General features: G+C 48.0%; 18 protein-coding genes. 10 read left to right on the forward strand and 8 right to left on the reverse strand.

Going from position 1 to position 20,010, the window contains the following annotated elements:
* Positions 1 to 19: 19 nt before the first annotated feature.
* On the reverse strand, positions 20 to 544 hold the full coding sequence (locus tag EQU24_RS12950) for a DNA-deoxyinosine glycosylase (RefSeq protein WP_017839101.1): 525 nt from the start codon (positions 542 to 544) through the stop codon (positions 20 to 22).
* Positions 545 to 708: 164 nt separating this feature from the next.
* Between EQU24_RS12950 and rdgC the strand changes: the two genes are divergently transcribed.
* Both rdgC and EQU24_RS12960 read left to right on the forward strand, forming a co-directional pair.
* Positions 709 to 1,617 (forward strand): recombination-associated protein RdgC, encoded by a 909-nt coding sequence (gene rdgC, locus EQU24_RS12955; RefSeq protein ID WP_017839100.1) that lies wholly within the window; start codon positions 709 to 711, stop codon positions 1,615 to 1,617.
* Positions 1,614 to 2,603: a L,D-transpeptidase family protein gene (locus EQU24_RS12960; protein ID WP_017839099.1), complete on the forward strand. Its 990-nt coding sequence runs from the start codon at positions 1,614 to 1,616 to the stop codon at positions 2,601 to 2,603. Before rdgC ends, EQU24_RS12960 begins: the two co-directional genes overlap by 4 nt.
* A 505-nt stretch (positions 2,604 to 3,108) precedes the next feature.
* Here EQU24_RS12960 and EQU24_RS12965 read toward each other — a convergent pair.
* Both EQU24_RS12965 and EQU24_RS12970 read right to left on the reverse strand, forming a co-directional pair.
* Complete coding sequence (locus EQU24_RS12965) at positions 3,109 to 3,387, reverse strand: Lpp/OprI family alanine-zipper lipoprotein (RefSeq protein WP_017839098.1); 279 nt, start codon at positions 3,385 to 3,387, stop codon at positions 3,109 to 3,111.
* 98 nt (positions 3,388 to 3,485) lie between these two features.
* Positions 3,486 to 4,088 carry a L,D-transpeptidase family protein gene (locus tag EQU24_RS12970; protein WP_138767174.1) on the reverse strand — a complete coding sequence of 201 codons (603 nt, stop codon included), beginning with the start codon at positions 4,086 to 4,088 and terminating at the stop codon, positions 3,486 to 3,488.
* 13 nt (positions 4,089 to 4,101) lie between these two features.
* On the opposite strand from EQU24_RS12970, the gene EQU24_RS12975 reads away from it, so the two are divergent.
* Positions 4,102 to 5,736 (forward strand): alpha-D-glucose phosphate-specific phosphoglucomutase, encoded by a 1,635-nt coding sequence (locus EQU24_RS12975; protein WP_017839096.1) that lies wholly within the window; start codon positions 4,102 to 4,104, stop codon positions 5,734 to 5,736.
* 245 nt (positions 5,737 to 5,981) lie between these two features.
* Here EQU24_RS12975 and EQU24_RS12980 read toward each other — a convergent pair whose 3' ends face one another.
* From EQU24_RS12980 to rluD, 3 genes are read right to left on the reverse strand one after another with little or no spacing between them, the layout of a single operon-like run.
* Positions 5,982 to 6,806: a ZIP family metal transporter gene (locus tag EQU24_RS12980; RefSeq protein WP_017839095.1), complete on the reverse strand. Its 825-nt coding sequence runs from the start codon at positions 6,804 to 6,806 to the stop codon at positions 5,982 to 5,984.
* A 7-nt stretch (positions 6,807 to 6,813) separates the two neighbouring features.
* Positions 6,814 to 7,548, reverse strand: coding sequence for a peptidoglycan editing factor PgeF (gene pgeF, locus EQU24_RS12985; protein WP_017839094.1), 735 nt, complete (start codon positions 7,546 to 7,548; stop codon positions 6,814 to 6,816).
* Complete coding sequence (gene rluD / locus EQU24_RS12990) at positions 7,535 to 8,479, reverse strand: 23S rRNA pseudouridine(1911/1915/1917) synthase RluD (protein WP_017839093.1); 945 nt, start codon at positions 8,477 to 8,479, stop codon at positions 7,535 to 7,537. Before rluD ends, pgeF begins: the two co-directional genes overlap by 14 nt.
* Positions 8,480 to 8,613: 134 nt before the next feature.
* On the opposite strand from rluD, the gene EQU24_RS12995 reads away from it, so the two are divergent.
* Positions 8,614 to 9,450, forward strand: a complete 837-nt coding sequence (locus EQU24_RS12995) for an outer membrane protein assembly factor BamD (RefSeq protein ID WP_017839092.1) — start codon at positions 8,614 to 8,616, stop codon at positions 9,448 to 9,450.
* 103 nt (positions 9,451 to 9,553) lie between these two features.
* Here EQU24_RS12995 and EQU24_RS13000 read toward each other — a convergent pair whose 3' ends face one another.
* Positions 9,554 to 10,933 (reverse strand): L-serine ammonia-lyase, encoded by a 1,380-nt coding sequence (locus EQU24_RS13000; RefSeq protein WP_017839091.1) that lies wholly within the window; start codon positions 10,931 to 10,933, stop codon positions 9,554 to 9,556.
* Positions 10,934 to 11,338: 405 nt separating this feature from the next.
* Between EQU24_RS13000 and EQU24_RS13005 the strand changes: the two genes are divergently transcribed.
* A complete protein-coding gene (locus EQU24_RS13005; RefSeq protein ID WP_017839090.1) occupies positions 11,339 to 12,517 on the forward strand; it encodes a D-alanyl-D-alanine carboxypeptidase/D-alanyl-D-alanine-endopeptidase in 1,179 nt (392 codons plus the stop codon).
* A gap of 842 nt (positions 12,518 to 13,359) precedes the next feature.
* Here the strand turns inward: EQU24_RS13005 and EQU24_RS13010 are convergent.
* Positions 13,360 to 14,172, reverse strand: a complete 813-nt coding sequence (locus tag EQU24_RS13010; RefSeq protein WP_017839089.1) for a L,D-transpeptidase family protein — start codon at positions 14,170 to 14,172, stop codon at positions 13,360 to 13,362.
* A gap of 339 nt (positions 14,173 to 14,511) precedes the next feature.
* On the opposite strand from EQU24_RS13010, the gene EQU24_RS13020 reads away from it, so the two are divergent.
* The 5 genes from EQU24_RS13020 (at position 14,512) to EQU24_RS13045 (ending at position 19,924) form a co-directional block, all read left to right on the forward strand.
* Complete coding sequence (locus tag EQU24_RS13020) at positions 14,512 to 15,189, forward strand: DsbA family protein (protein ID WP_051056230.1); 678 nt, start codon at positions 14,512 to 14,514, stop codon at positions 15,187 to 15,189.
* Between the two features lie 160 nt (positions 15,190 to 15,349).
* Complete coding sequence (locus EQU24_RS13025; RefSeq protein ID WP_017839087.1) at positions 15,350 to 15,976, forward strand: class I SAM-dependent DNA methyltransferase; 627 nt, start codon at positions 15,350 to 15,352, stop codon at positions 15,974 to 15,976.
* A 501-nt stretch (positions 15,977 to 16,477) separates the two neighbouring features.
* Entirely contained in the window at positions 16,478 to 17,077 is a 600-nt protein-coding gene (locus tag EQU24_RS22425; RefSeq protein ID WP_017839086.1) for a c-type cytochrome, read from the forward strand.
* Between the two features lie 79 nt (positions 17,078 to 17,156).
* Entirely contained in the window at positions 17,157 to 17,879 is a 723-nt protein-coding gene (mtgA, locus tag EQU24_RS13035; RefSeq protein ID WP_017839085.1) for a monofunctional biosynthetic peptidoglycan transglycosylase, read from the forward strand.
* Positions 17,880 to 18,637: 758 nt separating this feature from the next.
* Positions 18,638 to 19,924 carry an ISNCY family transposase gene (locus EQU24_RS13045; RefSeq protein ID WP_138767327.1) on the forward strand — a complete coding sequence of 429 codons (1,287 nt, stop codon included), beginning with the start codon at positions 18,638 to 18,640 and terminating at the stop codon, positions 19,922 to 19,924.
* Positions 19,925 to 20,010 lie beyond the last annotated feature (86 nt).

Genomic DNA, 20,010 nt, shown 5'->3' on the forward strand with positions numbered 1-20,010 from the left:
ACTATTCACTATTCACTAATCATTGCCGACCGTTAACTACAATTCCAAGCGCCGCCTTCCAAGCCATGGTTTTCCGCTCCAACGACATCGCCGCATAGGCCGGACTAGTTGAAGGTACGCGCTGATATTCAAGATAATTGAAACGGCTATTCAATATCGGCAACACGCGTTTACGATATAAGCTCTCCGCCGCGCCACCGTTAAACAATACTCGCTTTATATCGCGGTGATGCTCAAAAAAACGGTTAAAGTCGTTTATTTTTATCGAATCCACATCGATATTTGCATCTGCACTGCCTGGACGATAACAGGTCTGCAAGACATCCCACACCGCAAGATGGTGTTCGATTAAAATGCGGCTGCGCTTTAGATAATCCAATTCCGGCCCGGCACCGAACAATTGTCTCATGATTAGCCAAAAGCCGTTGCGCGGATGCCCGTAATATTCGCCTTTGGACAACGACGCTACACTAGGCATTGACCCTAAAATCAACACTTCCGCCGATTTCCCGGCTATCGGTGGAAAACCGTCAACTATACTCATCGTAGATCAAAATTCAGCACCGGGGTGCCTTCTAAGGAACTGCCGAAATTTGAAGTGCGAAAGGTATATCATGCAAGCCTTGTCAGTCGTAAAAAACAAACCGTCATTTTCGGGATTCCCGTTAATCTGCGATAATGATCGATTTTATACGAGATCCAACGCCCATGTGGTTTAAAAATCTATCCGTTTACCGTTTTACAGAAGACTTTACTTTAACGCCGGCCGAATTCGAAGAAAAACTCGAACAAATGCCGTTTCGCCCTTGCGCAGCCCAACAAGAAATGAGCTTCGGCTGGACTGCTCCGCTCGGCAGAAACTCTGAGCAACGGGTCCACACCACCAACGGCTTCATGATGGTATGCGCAAAAGTGGAAGAAAAAGTTTTGCCCGCCGCCGTGATCAATGAAATGGTCCAGGAAAAAATTCAAGAGGCCGAGGACCGCGAAAACCGCAAACTCAGTAAAAAAGAACGCACCGCGATCAAGGAAGAAATCTGTTTCGAGTTGCTACCGCGAGCCTTTACGTTTTCGCGTAAGACTTATGCTTATATCGACCCCAAAAACGGCTGGCTGATCGTCGACTCTCCATCGGCCAAAAAAGCCGAAGATTTAATCAGCAATCTACGAAAATGCCTGGGCTCGCTACCGGTCGTGCCGCCGATTACTCAGGAGAAACCTGTCGCAGTCATGACGCGCTGGCTGATTACACAAGACACGCCGGGCGACATTACGATCGAAGACGAATGCGAATTGCGCTCGCCAGGCGATGAAGGCGGCATTGTACGCTGCAAACGTCACGATTTAAGCTTGCCCGAAATCAAAAACCATCTCGATACCGGCAAGCAAGTCATTAAACTCGCCATCAATTGGGCGGATAGAATTGCTTGCATCGTGGACGAAAACTTGAGTATAAAACGCTTAAAGTTTTTAGATTTGGTTCAAGACCAGGTAGCCGATATCGAAACCCAAGACGAGACCGAACAATTCGATGCCGATTTTTCGATTATGTCGCTGGAACTCTCGACCTTCCTACCGCGTCTTATAGAATTGTTTGGTGGAGAGCATAAATCATGATTATTCAAAAAGCAAAACTTGCGGTTATTGCGCTAATTTTCGCTTCGAGTAGCGGCATACACGCCGCCGAATTCGATCTTCCTAAAAACTCCGGCGACAGCCTAATAGGCGATCGCCTGGAAGGAACCGATAAACACCCCCAACCGCACTTTTATACTGTTGCTGCCGAGGAAGACACACTTCTAGACATAGCAAGGCGCTTCTACATCGGTCAAAATGAAATTTTATTGGCCAACCCCTCTGTCGACCGCTGGCTGCCCAAGGAAGGAACCCAAGTTAAGATACCTAATAGTCGCTTGTTACCTAAGGCGCCACGAAACGGCATCGTGATTAACTTGCCTGAATACCGTATGTATTACTACCCGCCAAACAAGAACCGCGTCGTCACCTATCCGATCAGCATCGGCAGACTAGACTGGAAAACGCCGCTCGGCAAAACCAGAATAACCGCCAAAACCCGAAACCCGACCTGGACGCCGCCGGAATCCATAAAAAGAGAGCACGCAGCGCGAGGGGATATTTTGCCTAACGTCGTTCCGGCCGGCCCTGATAATCCGTTGGGCCTATATGCGATGCGACTAGGCGTACCAGGCTATCTAATCCATAGCACCAATAAACCTTTTGGAGTCGGCATGAGCGTAACTCATGGGTGTATTCGGATGTTGCCGGAAAATATCGAACAATTGTTTCCAAACGTCCCGGTCGGTACCGATGTCCATATCGTCAATCAACCGACAAAAGTCGGGTGGCTCGATGACTCGCTTTATATCCAGGTTTATCCGAATCTGGAAAAAACCAAGGCCAGTTATGAAGACCGACTGGAACAAGCTCTGGAATTGATTGTTCGTGCGAATAACAACCAACATCCTGTCATCAATGGCGCCGCGCTCAGAAAAGCGCTCGAAGAAAAAAGCGGTCGTCCCGTTTTGATTTATAAAAAACCGGAGCCTAAAACAAACTCGCACTCAGCCAAGGCAGCGCCTTAAGAATTCGGTCATAAATCCCTCCCAAACTTAGCAGGACGGGGTTTGCAAGCCCGTCCTAAACGTTTCAACCGCAACCAAAGCAAATCAAACGCTCAGGACGGGTCAAATAACCCGCCCTGCGCTGTATAAACCCCACCCCGCCAACCCGGGATACCCGGCAGCCCATATCGAGGCCCTAAGCCCAGCTCTTAACGCAAGAGTAGCTCAAAAAGGCTGTGTATGCGGTAAAAGTTAAAAATCCCCACCAACACCAGAAACACTTAAAAATTCAAAGTGAATTGTAGGGTACGCTGCGCGTACCTCATGTCGGCGCAAGGCAACACAAGAAGGCATATTCCTAAGCAGCGGGAGAGCTTCCTACGGCACGCAAAGCGTATCTTACTGTCCGCTCCCCGGCATTTCATATCGAGGGCCCAGAGGCCAACTTTTACCGCAAACATAGCCAAAAAAAAAGCCCGTCAGACGAATCTGACGGGCTTTTTTCAAATCAAAAGATGAAGGTCAATTATTTCATCATTGATTTTTTGAACAGACGATCCAACTTGCTGTTGGCGTCTTGTGCGTAGCTTGCTGCGCGATTTGCTGCAGCTTCAGCAGCCGCCGCTCTTGCAGATGCGTCAGCAGCAGCGCTTTTCGCACTAGCCGCATCAGAAGCTGCTCTTGAAACTTTAGTATTCAAATCGTCGATTTGAGATTGCAGGCCTTCAACGTCGGAAGTACTCGCACAACCTACAGCCAGACTTGCTGTAAGAGCAACCACTGATAATTTCGCTAATTTTTTCATATTATTTTTCCTTTTTTTACTGTAAGAGTTGTTACTAAGATTATTTTCAAAAGCATTCGATGAAATATATTGAACTTTTTTTTCAAAATATTCCAGAACTATTTTATCTGCACTGTAATTTCTTTATCAACCCACTTACTTAAAAGATCAATTTGCTTATTAGTCAATGCAATACAGCCATGGGTCCAATTCATGGTTCTATGAATTTTCTCATCGCCACGCCCCAAGCCGTGAATGCCGATTTGCCCTCCCAAGCGAGTATTCTGAGGAGGAATACCATGTCTTTGGTGCGCTTCGACAATCGTCTCAAAAGTTAACGGATCGATAAGCCCCTTGTCAAGTGCGGCATGAGCATTATCGACGGAAGGATAAGACAAGCCGAAAAAACGATAAAAACTGCTTTTTTCATTAATCCAGCTAATTTTGTAAGTCCCTAAAGGAGTGACATCATCGCCCCGCACCTCCTTAAAACCCGCGCCATTACGGCCTATCGCAATGTTTTCCAACCGTTCTAACGTCTGCTCTCCTTTCTTAACTTCAAGCGTCAGCGCATTAGTATCGATCAATAACCAAACATCGTTACTAGCCTGGGCGTTTGACGCCAACAAAAAAAGAATCGGAAACACGCCAATTCGGATCACAAATAAACTACTATTAGCTTGTGTTTTAGTGTAATTTAAAAACCGTGTTATTTGTTGCATTAAAGGCTCACTCATGGAAATAAAAACAATAGAAACTCATCCATTCGAAGACCAAAACCCCGGGACGTCGGGACTAAGAAAGAAAGTGAAAACCTTTCAACAACCGAACTATCTTGAAAATTTTGTTCAGTCAATCTTCGACTCTCTCGACGATATTGTAGACCAAAAACTTGTTTTAGGTGGTGACGGACGCTATTTTAACCGACAAGCCATTCAAACAATCATAAAAATTGCCGCAGCAAACGATTTTAGCGAATTGATTATCGGTCAAGGCGGATTATTATCGACCCCCGCCGCATCAAACCTGATTCGCAAATATAAAGCCTACGGCGGACTGGTGCTATCGGCCAGCCACAATCCCGGAGGACCGGAGGAAGATTTCGGCATCAAATACAATGTCAGCAACGGAGGGCCGGCACCAGAAAAATATACCCAGGCATTTTACCAACGCAGCAAGGAAATCGCTTCCTACAAAATTGCAGAGATTCCTGATATCGACCTCGACACCATCGGCACTCAAAAAATCGGGGCTCTTACGATAAGCATCCTTGATCCCGTCAACGATTACGCCGAATTGATGCAAACCATTTTCGATTTCGATTTACTCAAGCAGAGCATCGGCTCAGGCTATATCACGCTTAAATTCGATGCGATGCATGCAATCACTGGACCCTATGCCAAAACGATTCTGGAAGAGATGCTGGGTGCAAAACCCGGCTCTGTAATCAATGCCGTGCCTTTGGAAGACTTCGGCGGCGGCCACCCGGACCCGAACCTGGCTCATGCGGAAGAATTGGCCGAGGCAATGTTCGGACCGAACGCACCGACGTTTGGGGCGGCTTCGGATGGCGACGGCGACCGTAATATGATCATGGGCTCGCAAATATTCGTGACGCCGAGCGATAGTTTGGCTATTTTAGCGGCCAATGCACCCTTGATTCCCGGCTACGCAAAAGGCATCAGCGGCGTCGCACGTTCAATGCCGACCAGCCAAGCCGTCGATCGGGTTGCCGCGCAACTGAACTTGCCTTGTTTCGAAACGCCGACCGGCTGGAAATTTTTCGGAAACCTATTGGATGCCGGAAAAATCACCTTATGCGGCGAAGAAAGCTTCGGCACCGGATCAGACCATGTTCGGGAAAAAGACGGCTTATGGGCAGTATTATTTTGGCTCAATCTCATTGCCAGAAAAAGACAATCGGTTGCCGACATTGTCACCGAGCATTGGCAACGATTCGGGCGAGATATCTACGCTCGCCATGATTATGAAGCCGTAGCCACCGATATTGCGGACGGCATCGTCGCTTATCTTCGCGAACAACTACCGACCTTACCGGGTAAGGCATTCGGCGATTACATCGTCCAATATGCCGATGAATTCGCTTATACCGACCCGGTCGACGGCAGCGTCAGCAAAAACCAAGGCATCCGAATCGGTTTTGAAAACGGTTCGCGGATCGTATTTCGCCTATCCGGCACCGGCACCGTAGGCGCCACACTTCGAATTTATTTGGAACGTTACGAACCCGACAGCAATTTACATGATCAAGACGCACAAAGCGCATTAGCGCCACTCATCGAATTGGCGGAAAAGTTTTGCGAGATCAAAAAACGAACCGGCAGAAACGGACCTACTGTGATCACCTAAAAGTATGGTGAATAGTGAATAGTGAATAGTGAATAGTGAATAGTGAATAGTGAATAGTGAATAGTGAATAGTGAATAGTGAATAGTGAATAGTGAATAGTGAATAGTGAAATGATTCGGGATTTCAATTATTTGTCAAGCGCCGATTTCACCTTTCACCTTTCACCTTTCACCTTTCACCTTTCACCTTTCACCTTTCACCTTTCACCTTTCACCTTTCACCTTTCACCTTTCACCTTTCACCTTTCACCTTTCACCTTCCTGGTGCTTCCGCTCAAGGCTTTCCAATTCAATGTCATGGGCAAATCCATGCAGCGAACAGATCAACAACACCCCAGCCGCGATCAATGCGACTTGTTGCACTGAAACCTTCAACTCGGTTTTTTCATGTAAGGTCGGAATCAAATCGGCCACGGCGATGTATATAAAACTCGAAGCCGCCATCGCTAAAAAATACGGAAGACTATCATGCAAGTCTTCCAAGCTGAAATACGCAAGAATGCCGCCAACCACCGTCGCAAGACTCGATAGGATATTGTAATAAAGCGCTTTGCCTTTGGAATAACCGCTTTGCAACAATATTGCGAAATCGCCGACTTCTTGCGGAATCTCATGCGCGGCAACCGCCAAACTCGTTACTATTCCTAGTTTGACGTCGGTTAAAAATGCTGCGGCAATCAATATGCCGTCTACAAAATTATGAATACCGTCGCCTATCAAAATCAACATACCGGCCGGATGATGACCTTGTGCGTCCTCGCCATGAGCTTCGCATCGGTTATGATGGCAATGTCGCCAAACCAACAGCTTTTCCAATATAAAAAAACCCAAAATTCCGGTCATAATCACTGCCGACAAACTTTGAATACGATCCGAATCGACATCCTCGAAAGCATGCGGAATCAAGCCCCAAAAGGCCACTGCCAATAATGCGCCGGTCGCGAAACTAATGCCATGAGGCAAAACCCGAGCCCGCTGAACATCATCCAGCCATAAAAAAAACGAAGCGGCCAAAACACTTAAAACTCCGCCCAACGCGGTAAAAATAATAATTAAAAACAATAAATCCATAACGGTTTTATATTCTCCAAATTAAACTTGCCATCCTGCCTGTTTCCTTGTCGCGCCGAAACGAATAAAAACGCTCGACATCGGACAGGGTACAAAACTGTCCGCCATAAACGCTTTCAATACCGGCTAGAGCCAGGTTGATACGCGCTAAACAATAAATATCGGCCAACCATTTACCCTTTGCGACTGCACGAAATCCATCGGCATAACGCTCGTTACTTTCAACAAACGCAGTACGAACGTCATCACCGACTTCAAAGGCATCCGGCCCTATCGCCGGCCCAAGCCAAACCAATAGGTCAAGCGTTTTCATCGCCTTAACGGATTCAACGATCACGCCAGCCAATAACCCCCTCCAGCCGGCATGAACGGCTGCGACACTGCGTCCGTCACGAGAACACAGCAATACCGGCAAACAATCGGCGGTCAATACCGTGCAAACGACACCCGGCTCATGACTAAAACTCGCGTCGGCCTCGACCAGCGTATTCACTTGCGACGCATCGACTACGGTTTTACCATGCACTTGATTCAACCAAACCGGTGCATTCGGCAAATCGAGCATATCGGTAATCCGTTGCCGATTCTTCAACACCAATTCGGGATTATCGCCAACATGCATCGCGGGATTAAGGCTTTGAAACGATCCAGTGCTGAAACCGCCGCTTCGCAGGGTCGTTGCGGCGAAAACATTGGCCGGCGCAGGCCAATCGGGCTTCAGCCAATACTTAGTGCTGTTCATTGTCTCGTAATGCGGCCAATAATCGAATCATATCGTCGGGCAAAGGCTGAATCCATTCGCAGTATTCTTGCGTTTCAGGATGCAGCAAACCCAGTTTTTCGGCATGAAGCGCTTGACGCTTGAATGCCCGCAGCTCTATTTCCAATTGTTCGGAACAGTCCGGCGGCAACTGAAAACGTCCGCCATAAACCGGATCGCCAACCAATGGAAAATGTACATGCGCCATATGTACCCGAATCTGATGCGTGCGCCCGGTTTCCAATTTGACGCGAATTAGGGTATGCCTAGCAAAACGTTCGACAACCCGATAATGGGTTACCGCATCCTTGCCGGCTTGCCTGATCGCATAGCGCTTACGATCGGTCGGATGCCGACCGATCGGCTCGTCTATCGTCGCGCCGGCGATGATTCGTCCCTTGGTAATCGCCAAGTACTCCCTTTCTATCGAACGCTCTTGTAACTGCTTGACCAAGCTGTTATGAGCAGGCAGCGTTTTTGCAACCATTAACAAACCGCTGGTCTCTTTATCGATGCGATGCACAATGCCGGCTCTCGGCAAGGTTTCGAGGCTCGGCACATGATTGAGCAATGCATTCTGCAAAGTCCCCGTCCAATTGCCGACTGCCGGATGCACGACTAAGCCCGCCGGCTTATTGATGATCAACAAGGATTCGTCTTCATAAACGATATCCAGCGGTATCGCTTCCGCCTCGCATTCCAAAACCACCTCGGCTTCGGCATCGAGCTCAATGAACTCACCGCCTTCGACCTTGTCTTTGGCCTTTAATTGGGCGCCGTTAACCACCACTCGCCCGGCCTTCAGCCAAGTCTGTAGCTTACTTCGGGAATAATCCGAAAATAGCTCAGCAAGCACTTGATCCAAACGCATACCCGCCATCTCTTCGGGAATTTGTGCCGATAATCTTGTCATAACTTATATCTTCTGATTAGTTCGCCGTTAAGTTATACTCGTTGCTTGATTAGCGTTAAACGCATCTTGCGCTTAACGAAACCTGTTCATCCACAACGAAAAAACCGTACATATTACAACGTGTCGTCAGCTCTATGCGATTATTTTTAGTAAAATTCCTTCTCGTTATTACTTTAGGCCTGTTACTTCCGGGCTGCGAAACGTTAAAAAACTTCAACCTGGAAAGCACTAGTACCGACGAATATAAAGATTGGAGCGAGGAGAAGCTGCACACCTCAGCCAAGGAAGCGATGGACGATGGTTATTATCAAAAAGCGATCAAAATGTACGAAACGCTCGAATCGCGTTTTCCGTTTGGAGAGTATGCCGCTCAGGCACAATTGAATATTGCTTATGCGTATTACAAAAATGACGACTCCGAAGCCGCGATTGCAGCCGCCGAGAGGTTTATTAAAATTCATCCTCGCAATCCCAGCGTCGATTACGCCTATTACTTGAAAGGGTTGGTCAATTACAATCGCGACATCGGATTTCTCGAAAGATTTTTGCCTACCGACACCTCGCAACGCGATCCGGGTAGCGCTCGGGATGCCTACAATAATTTCCAGGAATTAATCAGCCGTTTCCCGGACAGTCAATATATCCCCGACGCGCAACAGCGCATGATCGCGCTGCGCAATAACATGGCGATGCACGAAGTCCATGCCGCAAGGTTCTATTTGAGGCGTAAAGCCTATGTCGCGGCGGTTAACCGCGCATCCGAAGTCGTGAACAATTACCAGCGCACTACAGCGGTTCCGTTTGCGTTAGAGGTTATGATTGAAGCCTATAAAAAACTAGGCATGGAAACACTGGCTAACAATGCCTCGCGCGTTTATGAACTGAATTTTCCGGACGGACCGCCGGTACCGGAACGGGAAAACAGAACCATGGCCGGAAAAGTCTGGGATTTTATTGGGTTCGACAAATGACCTCAAAAACACGCAACTCATCAGTTTCTAATCGCTTGACCCTTTATTTTTTTACCATGAAGAGCATGAAGGATTTAAAGACCCGGCGCTTTCAATTATCGTCCTAACATTCGATTAAATTAACCGCCAATCCGCCGCGTGCGGTCTCTTTATATTTGGTTTTCATATCGGCGCCGGTCTCGCGCATCGTTTTAATCACTTTATCCAACGATACATAATGAGAACCGTCGCCTCGCAATGCAATACGCGCGGCATTGATAGCCTTAACCGAACCCATCGCATTGCGTTCGATGCAAGGCACTTGCACTAAACCGCCGACCGGATCGCAAGTTAAGCCTAAATTATGCTCCATACCGATTTCGGCGGCATTTTCCACCTGAGCGGGCGTCCCTCCCAACACTTCGGCCAAAGCGCCTGCCGCCATCGAACAGGCGACTCCTACCTCTCCCTGGCAACCGACTTCGGCCCCGGAAATCGAGGCATTTTCCTTGTATAAAATCGCGATTGCGGCGGCGGTCAATAAAAAACGAATCACGCCTTCGTCATTCGCACCCTCGCAAAACCTCCAATAATAGTGCAGTACAGCCGGAATAATTCCTGCCGCGCCGTTGGTTGGCGCAGTCACGACACGCCCGCCCGCGGCATTTTCTTCATTCACCGCTAACGCAAAAAGATTGACCCAATCGAGTTTACCGGGAGGCAATTTCGGAGCATGCGAAGGAATTTCATGTATCAATTGTTTATAAATTTGCGCTGCTCGACGTTTAACTTTCATACCGCCCGGCAACACGCCTTCTTGAGCAATCCCTCTTTCAACGCAGGCCTGCATGACATGCCAAATAGTCAATAGATTTTTTCGTATTTCAGCCTCGCTTAACCAAGCTTTTTCATTATTCAGCATTAATTCGCTAATCGACTTCTTATGTTCCTTGCATAGTTTAAGCAAACCATCGGCTGTCTTAAACGGATAAGGCAAACACGTATCGTCATCGATCAAACGATCGGTCGCGGCTTGTTCGCCGTTAACGACAAAACCGCCACCGACCGAATAATAATCTTTCTGCAACAACTCGGTCCCTGATGCATCAATTGCCGTGAAACGCAGTCCATTCGAATGAAACGGCAAGACTTTACGGTTAAACTGTAGATGTTTTTTCTCGATAAACTGAATGGAATGGCGCGACAAGACTTGTAAACGTCCGCTTTGCCTAATCGTTTCCAGTCTGCCTGGAATGACATCCGGATCAATACAATCCGGCGACTCGCCTTCAAGCCCTAACATCACCGCCTTGTCGGTACCATGGCCTTTACCGGTCGCTCCTAACGAGCCGAAAAGCGCCACAGTGATTGTTTCAACCTGCTCTATAATTTTGTCTTCGTCCAATTTCAAAGCGAATTGCATAGCCGCTCTCATGGGACCAACGGTATGAGAACTGGACGGTCCGATGCCGATTTTAAATATATCGAATGCGCTAATTGCCATGGTAAACCTGCGTTGATTACAAATGAATATCAATGTAGGTCTTCAATATAACGCTTTTTTCTATCTATCGACAGGGGGCGATTGAAAAGGAAAAGTACATTTCAACGACTTTCGCTGATCCTTCGACAACATAAGAAAAGATGATAGTCTTTATTACCCATAAACCTAAAAAAAAACAGTTCGCATGTGTTGTAGACCGTTCGTGTTGAGCCAAGTCTAAACATGAAGGGGCTACAACACTTTCACCGGCTTGGTGAAGCCTCAAGCTACCCTTCGCGACAGCGCACTCCTAAGCACTGCCGATGGACCCAGGGCGAACGGTAGCTTGAGACTGTCAAATGCTCTTTTTAGGTTCATCATCCGGTGTGATTGCCAAACCTTCATGAACATTACTGGAAATTTTAAATGCGCCGAATTAGCTACCTGATCTGTTTATTGTTTATATTGCCTGCATTCAGTCATGCGGATGAAGCCCTAACCGCTTTTTCAAAACTGAATAACGCAGGGCTCATCGTTTTGGATTCAAACGGGCGAACGATACGCGCTGATCACGCCGACAGGCCGTTAATTCCGGCCTCAACGACCAAACTAGCCACAGCCTGGCTCGCATTAATGCACTGGGGCGAAGAGCATCGTTTTCGTACTCGGTTTTATTGGGATGAACCGACCCGAGTCTTATGGATAAAAGGAAGCGGCGATCCTTATCTGGTATCAGAAGAACTCGCCCGAATTGCTCGAAGCCTGAAACAAAAAGGTCTGCAACAAGTTAAAGCCATAGGTCTCGACAACTCTCTCTTTCAAACAGGTTTGGCTTTACCGGGCACCGGAACCACGAACAACCCTTACGATGCGGTGCCTACGGCGACGGCGGCGAACTTCAACACCATAGCAATCAAAAAGATTAACGGAAAAGTTCTGTCTGCCGAGCCCCAAACACCGCTAACCCCATACTCGAAAAGCCTGGGCCGCTCGATCAATAGCGGCGAGTTGCGCGTCAATACCGGCCGAAATCCAAGCAACGCGGAAAACTATTTTGCCGAATTAATGGCTGCCTTTTTACGGGCACAAGGGATTGAAGTCGACCCCCAAATCGTTTTCGGCAAGGTACCGAATCAACCTGTCTTTTATACGCACACCAATAGCAAAACACTCGGCGAAATCGTGCGTACGATGTTGAAATATTCGACTAATTTCGTTGCTAATCAGCTAATTTTGATGCTGAGTTCGGAAACCTATCAACGCCCGGCGAATACCGCCGATGTTCAGCGATACATGGAAGAATCCTTATCTCGACAGTTCGCTTGGGAGAATTTTACATTTGAGGATGGCGCCGGCTTATCTCGTAATAACCGTCTTTCGCCGCAGCAGTTGACCGATCTATTGCAAGCGTTCCGACCGTGGAAACACTTATTACCGGAAATCGAGCCCGGCGTCTACGCGAAAACCGGGACCTTAACGGGCGTCAGTTCGTTAGCAGGTTATTTGGTAAAACGCGGCGAATGGCAGCCTTTTGCCATCGTGATGAATGAAAATGTACCTTATCAATTGAGAAATCGTATCGCTCGAGAACTGTCTCTAAGATAAGTGCCCCCCCAATGATGCCCCCGTAGCGTCCCACTACCATTAAGCCAAGGGAAGCCCGTCATTCCGCCATGGACTGGCGGAATCCAGTGCCATGGATGGCAAGCTTTTGAAGCGCATTCGAGCCTGAAGCCCATTCTGTGCAAGCGCGCCAAGATTTTTCGCGAAAGCTGAAATGGGGTCCGTCCGATTTCAGCAGCGAAAAATGACTTGGCGATTATTGCCTTCGGCGGCCCCGATTCGCCCTGCGTCCGTGCCACTACGCCACATCATCGTATACTCGATGCGGCTCCGTAGCACTCCCACAAATGGCTTTACGCCGTGTCGCGATGCCTTGTATTTTGCCTCCGCCTGCGCTATTCGCGCAGACTCCGGCAAAACACCCGGCGCTACGGCTATCGGGGACTAAAAATCTTCACTTCGCTAACGCTCCGTTTCCAAGATTTTCAGCGAAGGTTTAACTTAGGCTATGTTCGCGTTAGCAGTTGAAATGGTTTTCCTTCCTACTAAAAACCATTTAGGAACTAGTCAATGATTGCTTTCCAATACACTGAGCGTGGAAGAGGGTACGATTACTCGCTTGACAGGACGCCGTGAATACGTCCGTGTAGGCTTGACGGCGGCTTTCCCTACCGCCGACACCTGTCAATCGAGCAACCGTACCCTCCTTTCAACCATTAGCGTCATATTGAAAAAAGGAAAGTTATTCAGAGTTGTATCCTTGAGTTTCATGTTGGCTTTAAGTTCAAAAGTATCAACTATTAACGCGAACATAGCCTTAACTTAAGGGTTACGAAGCAGCGCCCCGCAGAACTTGGGAATAATGAAAGATCCGGTCCTGATGATCACAACCCGGTTTTTAACGACTTCACTGTCGGAGACACGGCGTTGATTTCACGGGAGATATTCGAATAAAGTTCAAGGATCCAACCGGGTAGTTTTTCGGTGTCGGCCACCAGAGGATAACCCCTGGGGTCATGCGGTGCAATCACGACCTTTACATTGTCGACGCCCACATTCGCGGTCAACACGAAAAGCTCTTCTATCGCTTCATCGCCCATCGCCAGGCAACCGATGGAGCTGGCTTTGCCATGGATGAAAATATCCGACCCCGGCTTGCTACGCCCCTCCTGCCAGGCATGGAAGCGATCGAATTCGTTAGGGTAATTGATTTTCATCGACAAGTGATAATGACTGTTCGGATTCAACCCCTCGATACGGTAAATACCCTCCGGCACCTGCTCATCGCCTTGACGTAATTTAGGACCCGCCACGCCGCTGGCGGCTTGAATGTCATAGTTGCGGATAAATCGAAATTCGCCGCTGTCCTTGGCCCATAGCTCCAGTTTTTTTTCCTGTTTCAGAGCGATAAAGGCGACTTTACTCGGCGGATATGAAACCTTGGCCTTGGCGAAATAAGATGCGAGCTTGAGCGTTGCATACGGGCCGTAAGCCTGTAGAACATCTTCGACAGTCCTTTGACCATCTAACGACGGCGGCGGTATGAAATAAAGGTTCGGGCCGGGCTGTGCTTGCGGCACGTCGTCATCGATGGTAGCGAAAGAGATGTCGGAAATCGCGGCAGGCTTGGGCGCGACGCATGCGCCGAGCAAAACTGCCATGAACAGGCCGAAAATGATTTTGGCAGTTGATTTCATAAAATCATGTTGGAAATGAATTTATAACCTGCTTAGTTTAAGCACCCTACCCCATGTCCGCAAGGTCTAAGGCTTTTTCAATCGAAACATGGATTCGTAAGCTTGGCTTATTCGTGTTTTGACGCAATTTGAAAGCGCTGGTTATACCCTTTGCTGGTCAAATTTCGGCGCAGGGGTGTCCGTCAAAGGACGCCGTGAATACGTCCATGTAGGATCTGTGACAGCATCCCTGCTGTCACAGCCTTTGCCGAACACCCCGGCACCTCCATGCGTCAATGCCGAAATTTGAAGTGCGATGGGTATACAATATAGGATCATCTTATTGCACATAGCCTAACCATGCCGACACCTCGTTTATACTATATCCATGATCCCATGTGCAGTTGGTGCTATGCATTCCGCTCGAGTTTTAGCGCCTTACAAAGAAACTTGCCACAATCTCTACGTTTGATTTACTTGCTGGGCGGATTGGCTCCGGACTCCACCACGCCGATGCCCGAGTCTATGCGGCAAACCATTCAACAAAACTGGCGCCGAATCGAACAAACCGTACCCGAAGTCCGTTTTAATTTCGAATTTTGGGCTGTCAATACGCCGATCCGCTCAACTTATCCGGCTTGTCGTGCGCTATTAGCGGCCAGAAAGCAAAGTCCCGATCATGAGATCCCTATGCTAAAGGCTATCCAGTCGGCCTATTATGAACGAGCCAAAAACCCGTCGCTGACCGACACGCTTCTGGAATGCGCTGCCGAAATCGGCTTAGATACCTCTATATTTGGTAAAGACTTGTTGAGCCCGGCGATTGATGATGAATTACAGCAAGAAATTCAATTAGCCCGAAACATGGGCGTGTCGAGCTATCCGTCCTTACGCTTGCTGCATAATGACGAATTTGACGAATTTGTTGCCATTCGCATCGACTATCTCGACCATCGATCCATGCTCGATGAAATAGCCGATATCTTGCAAGTTATACCTGTCGTAGATCAAAATTCGGCGCCTGGGTGTGTCCGCTAAAGGACGCCGTGAATACGTCCATGTAGGCTCTATGCCAGCTCCATGCTGGCACTGCCGAAATTTGAAGTGCGAAAGGTATACTTGAGACATATCTCTCGTTCCCTAGCTCTTGGGAATGCAGCACTCCCTTTTTACCCAAACATCGACTATCAGGTGAAAGATGGAACGCAAAGAAGAAGACTTAGCTCAAATTGAATCACTGACGCTCAGTCATTATCAACACAACGCCGAAGCCTTTTGGCAGGGCACCAAAGATCATGACGTGACTCAGAATTACGCGGCCTTTTTAGCCCCGTTGCCTAAAGATAAAGCGCTGGATATTTTAGATTTGGGCTGCGGACCGGGACGGGATGTTCACTATTTTAAGTCAATGGGACATCGACCGATCGGCCTGGACGGTTGCGAGGCGTTTTGCGCGATGGCCCGCAGGCTTACAGGCTGCGAGATTCTGCATCAAAATTTTCTAAACCTAAACCTTGCCAAGCAACGTTTCGATGGCATCTTCGCCAATGCTTCGTTATTTCATGTGCCAAGCCGTGAGATGCCGCGCATACTCAAAATCTTGCATGCAACACTAAAGCCCGGCGGCATTTTATTTTCTTCGAATCCGCGCGGCAATGACGAGGAAGGTTGGTCCGGGCAACGCTACGGTCATTTCATGACATTCGAAACCAGTAAACAGTATCTGGAGGAAGCCGGCTTCACCGTGCTCGACCATTATTACCGCCCCAAAGGCAAACCAGTACATGAGCAGCCTTGGCTAGCGATCGTCGCGGGGAGCCTTTGATCCTATACCTTTCGCGCTTCAAATTTCGGCAGTGCCCGAGGAGGCGCCGGGGTGTGCGGTAAAGGCTTTGCCAGCATAGAACCTACACGGACGTATTCACGGCGTCCTTTGACGGGCACCCCGGCGCAGGGTAAACGCATTAAAACTACATATAAAATCAAATGGTTATAATGCGTAGTATTTTCAGTAATTTCATAGCGGCAGCCTTTATTGCCACAAAATAAAAAACTAACAAATAAAATATTCTGCAAGCTTAGGTTGAATAGTCATAACATATTGATATGGCATTTATTTTAATGCCTTTGCCCTGCACCCCGGCGCCGAATTTTGATCTGCGATGAGTATATATGTTGTGGCTACTACGGGAAATCCGGAAGAGCCATAATTCTCTTGCGCTAACTGAATAGCCTGTTATCAATTACCCGCGTGTTTGGTAAGATATGCCCAGTGACTTTAAACTTCGAAGTAACCTTCTCATTATTATTTAGGATCGATATCACCATGAAAAAATCAAACCTAGCATTTGCGGTCAGCGTACTGGCAGTCTCACTTCCGCAACTTAACGCTCAAGCCGCGGATGTCGATGCCGGTCGAGCAGCTTTTGAAACCTGTCGAGGCTGCCACAGTATCCCCGCCTACAGTAATGCCTACCCGACTTATTATGTGCCGAAAATCGGCGGGCAACGCGCTGACTATGTGGCCTCCGCATTAAAAGCCTATCGAGAAAAAAATCGCCCGCATGGCACCATGAAAGCCAATACTTACGACTTAAGCGATCAAACGATCGAAAATATCGCCGCTTATATTGAATCCACGCCGGGCAAAGAAACCAAAAGCCCAGCCGGGGGCGATCCGGTCGCCGGCAAAAAGCTCGCTCAATCTTGCCTAAGCTGCCATGTGGAAGGTAAAGATGCGCAAAATAATGTACCTAGATTAGCCGGTCAATACGGCAATTACTTGGTCAAGGCCATGCAAGACTATCAATCCGGCAAAAGAAACAACGCTATCATGCAGTCGATGCTGCAAGGCTTATCCGGTGACGACTTGGAGAATATCTCGGCCTATTTCGCAAGCTTGAAAGGTTTAACCACTACCGATTAAATCGCAAGTATTCACAGCCTCCCTCATTCAAAAAGAGGGAGACTGGATATTTATTCCTAGGAAGGGAGTTGATACTTATTTGAGATATTCCAAACAAAAACCCAAGCGCTCTTTCCTAAATAAGCTTAAACGGCCGGCGCTTTATTTAGCGCTATTTTTTATAACAAGCTCATTGTTATCGGTCGTTTTGCTACGTCATTTACCAGTGCCCGTATCGGTATTCATGTTATATCGTCACGCAGAATATTTTCAACAACATCGATCATTCAAAACAATCGATTATCGCTGGGTAAAGAACGAACAAATCTCACGCTACGCCTTCTCGGCAGTCATTGCATCCGAAGACCAACGTTTTTTTAGTCACCACGGCTTCGATTTCGATGAAATGCAGAATGCTATCGATAAATATTTAAAAGGCGGAAAACTCCGTGGCGCCAGCACGATTAGTCAACAAGTCGCCAAAAACCTGTTTCTGACGCCATCCAAAAGCATTTGGCGCAAAGGGTTAGAATTTTGGTTTACCGGATTGATTGAAATGTTCTGGCACAAAGACCGCATTCTAGAAGTGTATTTGAATATTGCGGAATTCGGCGATCGTCTCTTCGGCATCGAATCGGCCAGCCAACGTTATTTCGGCATACACGCCAGTCAATTGAGTGCCTCGCAAGCTGCACAGTTAGCAGCAACGCTACCCAACCCTCATTTATACAAGGCAGACAGACCTACGCCGCATTTACTCAAGCGCAAAGCCTGGATAATGAAGCAAATGAAAAACTTAAATTATCGACATCGGCAACATTAATCCAAAATTCGCAGCAATTCCCAGTTTAAGCATTTTCGCCGATCTTAGGGTGTGGGGTATGCCTGTCGAGGAACGCCGTAAACCCATCCATGGGGGCTTGGCGGCAGCTCGAACGCCAAGGATGGCGTGAATGCAGATTTTGCATGGAGCAAAAATCTGCCCTGCTGCCGACATCCTCGCCAAACACACCCCACACCCTTTTTGATCCCCAAATTGGGAATTGCTGCAAAATTCGGCAATTCAACCATAAAGCGTATAAAGCTAATAAAGGATTGCAAGAGATTACCTAAACATTCCTCATTCCAGCAAGCCTTTCGAGTGAGCGAAAATCGTACACAGTCGAATGACAAGTTATTGAATTAACTTCTTACTCTTCATAATCTTCATGGTGATATGCTTTTTCTAGATTAATAGAATTCGGAGTTGGCAAAGCGCATAACACTTCCTGATTAGCAAGTTTCTTCAGCTAAAGCCCAAAGATCAGCATATTCCTAGCAGGACGGGGTTCGCAAGCCATGCGCGCCAAGCTAAAAACGGCCAACCCACATCACGCTCTTTCCCAAGCTCCAGCTTCCTGAACAGGTTACCCAAGCTGGAGAGCTTGGGTAACAGCATATCTTAGTTTTTGTGACTACGACTGACCCCTGCCAGCAGTTCTCAATTTAGCCCATGCTGGTAAACTGGGCTGATTTTTTCATATCCGTACACGGACGATGGCTTACCCTTTTAAAGAAAAAGAACAATTCACGCAAGCTCGCTTGATCGAGCGAATCAGGCAAGTCTTCGAAACCTTGCCCGACGGTCGCAGTGGGACTGGTGTTTACCAGAAATACAGTATGGTCGATGCAGCACTGAGCGCCTTTTCGGTGTTTTTTATGCAATCACCCTCGTTTCTGGATCATCAGCGGACGATGCAAAAAGAGCGCGGCAAGAATAACGCACAGAGTTTGTTTGGAGTCTACCAAATTCCGAGTGACAACCAGATTCGGAATCTGCTGGATGCGGTGTCACCCGACGCCCTATGGCCACTGTACCGATGGGTGCTGCAGGCATTGGAAGCGCAAGGCAAACTCAAAGAGTTCCAAGTGCTGGGTGATAGCGTGCTGGTGGCCTTGGATCGGGTGGAGTATTTTAGTTCGCAGAAGATTCATTGCGCCTGCTGCTCAACGAAGACACTCAAGAACGGTGCTATCCACTATGCTCACAGCGCAGTTACCCCGGTAATCGTTTCGCCACATCAAGCGGATGTCATTCCGTTGGCACCCGAATTTATCGCACCGCAAGACGGAAGCGATAAGCAAGATTATGAACTGGCGGCCGCGCGGCGCTGGTTGGAGCGCGAAGGCGGCCACCTGCCGGCGAACGTGACGTTTTTAGGCGACGATTTATATTGCAAACAGCCTTTTTGCGAATACCTCAAGCAACAGGGTCGGCATTTCATTCTGGTGTGCAAACCGGAATCCCATAAAACCCTCTACGAGTGGGTGGAGGATTTTCAGCGGCTCGGGCAGGTTGAAGTGATCGAAAAACGCCGCTGGACAGGCAAGCAACGACTGACCGAGCGTTACCGCATCGCTCAGCAAGTGCCGTTGCGCGACAGCGACGATGCCCTATTGGTGAATTGGTGCGAAATTGAGGTCATCGATGAACAAGGTCATATCGTTTACCGCAATGCGTTCGCCACGGATTACGCATTAGGCGCGCACAATGTGGCCGATATCGTCAGCGCCGGTCGTACGCGCTGGAAGATCGAAAACGAAAATAACAACACATTGAAAACCAAGGGATATAACTTCGCGCATAACTTCGGGCACGGTAAAAAGCACCTCGCGGCCTTGTTAGCCAGCCTGATCATTCTGGCTTTTCTGGTTCATACGTTGTTGCAATGGTTCGATCAATGCTATCGCTTGCTGCGTGAAGAATTGTCCAGCCGCAAGACGTTTTTTAACGATTTAAGGGCGCTCACCCGCTATTTTTGTTTTGATAGCTGGCAACATTTGATGGAATTTATGCTTGATGGCTTGAATATCCCCATTCCACACTGAGAGCTCTTATGGTTATCTGCTTAAATTGAGAATTGCTGGGCCCCTGCTTGGACACTTGACTTCGACAAGCTGAAGCATCTTGCTAA

The sequence above is a fragment of the Methylotuvimicrobium buryatense genome, assembly GCF_005931095.1.
In the GTDB taxonomy this organism is placed as follows: domain Bacteria; phylum Pseudomonadota; class Gammaproteobacteria; order Methylococcales; family Methylomonadaceae; genus Methylotuvimicrobium; species Methylotuvimicrobium buryatense.

Excerpts from the sequence above, each read along its gene's own strand:
- EQU24_RS12950 (WP_017839101.1), bottom strand. The coding sequence starts at position 544 with ATGAGTATAGTTGACGGTTTTCCACCGATAGCCGGGAAATCGGCGGAA.
- rdgC (WP_017839100.1), top strand. The coding sequence starts at position 709 with ATGTGGTTTAAAAATCTATCCGTTTACCGTTTTACAGAAGACTTTACT.
- EQU24_RS12960 (WP_017839099.1), top strand. The coding sequence starts at position 1,614 with ATGATTATTCAAAAAGCAAAACTTGCGGTTATTGCGCTAATTTTCGCT.
- EQU24_RS12965 (WP_017839098.1), bottom strand. The coding sequence starts at position 3,387 with ATGAAAAAATTAGCGAAATTATCAGTGGTTGCTCTTACAGCAAGTCTG.
- EQU24_RS12970 (WP_138767174.1), bottom strand. The coding sequence starts at position 4,088 with ATGCAACAAATAACACGGTTTTTAAATTACACTAAAACACAAGCTAAT.
- EQU24_RS12975 (WP_017839096.1), top strand. The coding sequence starts at position 4,102 with ATGGAAATAAAAACAATAGAAACTCATCCATTCGAAGACCAAAACCCC.
- EQU24_RS12980 (WP_017839095.1), bottom strand. The coding sequence starts at position 6,806 with ATGGATTTATTGTTTTTAATTATTATTTTTACCGCGTTGGGCGGAGTT.
- pgeF (WP_017839094.1), bottom strand. The coding sequence starts at position 7,548 with ATGAACAGCACTAAGTATTGGCTGAAGCCCGATTGGCCTGCGCCGGCC.
- rluD (WP_017839093.1), bottom strand. The coding sequence starts at position 8,479 with ATGACAAGATTATCGGCACAAATTCCCGAAGAGATGGCGGGTATGCGT.
- EQU24_RS12995 (WP_017839092.1), top strand. The coding sequence starts at position 8,614 with ATGCGATTATTTTTAGTAAAATTCCTTCTCGTTATTACTTTAGGCCTG.
- EQU24_RS13000 (WP_017839091.1), bottom strand. The coding sequence starts at position 10,933 with ATGGCAATTAGCGCATTCGATATATTTAAAATCGGCATCGGACCGTCC.
- EQU24_RS13005 (WP_017839090.1), top strand. The coding sequence starts at position 11,339 with ATGCGCCGAATTAGCTACCTGATCTGTTTATTGTTTATATTGCCTGCA.
- EQU24_RS13010 (WP_017839089.1), bottom strand. The coding sequence starts at position 14,172 with ATGAAATCAACTGCCAAAATCATTTTCGGCCTGTTCATGGCAGTTTTG.
- EQU24_RS13020 (WP_051056230.1), top strand. The coding sequence starts at position 14,512 with ATGCCGACACCTCGTTTATACTATATCCATGATCCCATGTGCAGTTGG.
- EQU24_RS13025 (WP_017839087.1), top strand. The coding sequence starts at position 15,350 with ATGGAACGCAAAGAAGAAGACTTAGCTCAAATTGAATCACTGACGCTC.
- EQU24_RS22425 (WP_017839086.1), top strand. The coding sequence starts at position 16,478 with ATGAAAAAATCAAACCTAGCATTTGCGGTCAGCGTACTGGCAGTCTCA.